1 protein-coding gene and 1 pseudogene are annotated in these 2,225 nt (G+C 52.1%); both read left to right on the forward strand.

The genetic code is table 11. From position 1 onward, the window contains the following. Positions 1-55 precede the first annotated feature (55 nt). A pseudogene (locus HBR94_RS29000) lies at positions 56-236 on the forward strand (hypothetical protein); the annotation flags it as partial. A gap of 498 nt (positions 237-734) precedes the next feature. After that, a complete protein-coding gene (aadA1, locus tag HBR94_RS28295) occupies positions 735-1,526 on the forward strand; it encodes an ANT(3'')-Ia family aminoglycoside nucleotidyltransferase AadA1 (protein WP_001206316.1) in 792 nt (263 codons plus the stop codon). Positions 1,527-2,225 lie beyond the last annotated feature (699 nt).

Raw genomic sequence — 2,225 nt, forward strand, 5'->3', positions numbered from 1 at the left:
CCCGGGGGATCCGGCGCGCCTAGGCCTTGACGGCCTTCACTCAATTCGCCCTATAGTGAGTCGTATTACGTCGCGCTCACTGGCCGTCGTTTTACAACGTCGTGACTGGGAAAACCCTGGCGTTACCCAACTTAATCGCCTTGCAGCACATCCCCCTTTCGCCAGCTGGCGTAATAGCGAAGAGGCCCGCACCGAAACGCCCTTCCCAACAGTTGCGCAGCCTGAATGGCGAATGGGAGCGCCCTGTAGCGGCCACTCAACCCTATCTCGGTCTATTCTTTTGATTTATAAGGGATTTTGCCGATTTCGGCCTATTGGTTAAAAAATGAGCTGATTTAACAAAAATTTAACGCGAATTTTAACAAAATATTAACGCTTACAATTTAGGTGGCACTTTTCGGGGAAATGTGCGCGGAACCCCTATTTGTTTATTTTTCTAAATACATTCAAATATGTATCCGCTCATGAGACAATAACCCTGATAAATGCTTCAATAATATTGAAAAAGGAAGAGTATGCGTAGCCGTAATTGGAGCCGTACCCTGACCGAACGTAGCGGCGGTAATGGTGCGGTGGCGGTGTTTATGGCGTGCTATGATTGCTTTTTTGGCGTGCAGAGCATGCCGCGTGCGAGCAAACAGCAGGCGCGTTATGCGGTGGGCCGTTGCCTGATGCTGTGGAGCAGCAACGATGTGACCCAGCAGGGCAGCCGTCCGAAAACCAAACTGAACATTATGCGTGAAGCGGTGATTGCGGAAGTGAGCACCCAGCTGTCTGAAGTGGTGGGCGTGATTGAACGTCATCTGGAACCGACCCTGCTGGCCGTGCATCTGTATGGCAGCGCGGTGGATGGCGGCCTGAAACCGCATAGCGATATTGATCTGCTGGTGACCGTGACCGTGCGTCTGGATGAAACCACCCGTCGTGCGCTGATTAACGATCTGCTGGAAACCAGCGCGAGCCCGGGTGAAAGCGAAATTCTGCGTGCGGTGGAAGTGACCATCGTGGTGCATGATGACATTATTCCGTGGCGTTATCCGGCGAAACGTGAGCTGCAGTTTGGCGAATGGCAGCGTAACGATATTCTGGCCGGCATTTTTGAACCGGCGACCATTGATATCGATCTGGCCATTCTGCTGACCAAAGCGCGTGAACATAGCGTGGCGCTGGTTGGTCCGGCAGCGGAAGAACTGTTTGATCCGGTGCCGGAACAGGACCTGTTTGAAGCGCTGAACGAAACCCTGACCCTGTGGAACAGCCCGCCGGATTGGGCGGGTGATGAACGCAACGTGGTGCTGACCCTGAGCCGTATTTGGTATAGCGCGGTGACCGGCAAAATTGCGCCGAAAGATGTGGCGGCGGATTGGGCCATGGAACGTCTGCCGGCGCAGTATCAGCCGGTGATTCTGGAAGCGCGTCAGGCGTATCTGGGCCAGGAAGAAGATCGTCTGGCCAGCCGTGCGGATCAGCTGGAAGAATTTGTGCATTACGTGAAAGGCGAAATTACCAAAGTGGTGGGTAAATAATAACTGTCAGACCAAGTTTACTCATATATACTTTAGATTGATTTAAAACTTCATTTTTAATTTAAAAGGATCTAGGTGAAGATCCTTTTTGATAATCTCATGACCAAAATCCCTTAACGTGAGTTTTCGTTCCACTGAGCGTCAGACCCCGTAGAAAAGATCAAAGGATCTTCTTGAGATCCTTTTTTTCTGCGCGTAATCTGCTGCTTGCAAACAAAAAAACCACCGCTACCAGCGGTGGTTTGTTTGCCGGATCAAGAGCTACCAACTCTTTTTCCGAAGGTAACTGGCTTCAGCAGAGCGCAGATACCAAATACTGTTCTTCTAGTGTAGCCGTAGTTAGGCCACCACTTCAAGAACTCTGTAGCACCGCCTACATACCTCGCTCTGCTAATCCTGTTACCAGTGGCTGCTGCCAGTGGCGATAAGTCGTGTCTTACCGGGTTGGACTCAAGACGATAGTTACCGGATAAGGCGCAGCGGTCGGGCTGAACGGGGGGTTCGTGCACACAGCCCAGCTTGGAGCGAACGACCTACACCGAACTGAGATACCTACAGCGTGAGCTATGAGAAAGCGCCACGCTTCCCGAAGGGAGAAAGGCGGACAGGTATCCGGTAAGCGGCAGGGTCGGAACAGGAGAGCGCACGAGGGAGCTTCCAGGGGGAAACGCCTGGTATCTTTATAGTCCGGTCTGCTTT

Source organism: Pseudomonas sp. WS 5412 (genome assembly GCF_012985615.1).
GTDB classification, from domain to species: Bacteria; Pseudomonadota; Gammaproteobacteria; order Pseudomonadales; family Pseudomonadaceae; genus Aquipseudomonas; species Aquipseudomonas shahriarae.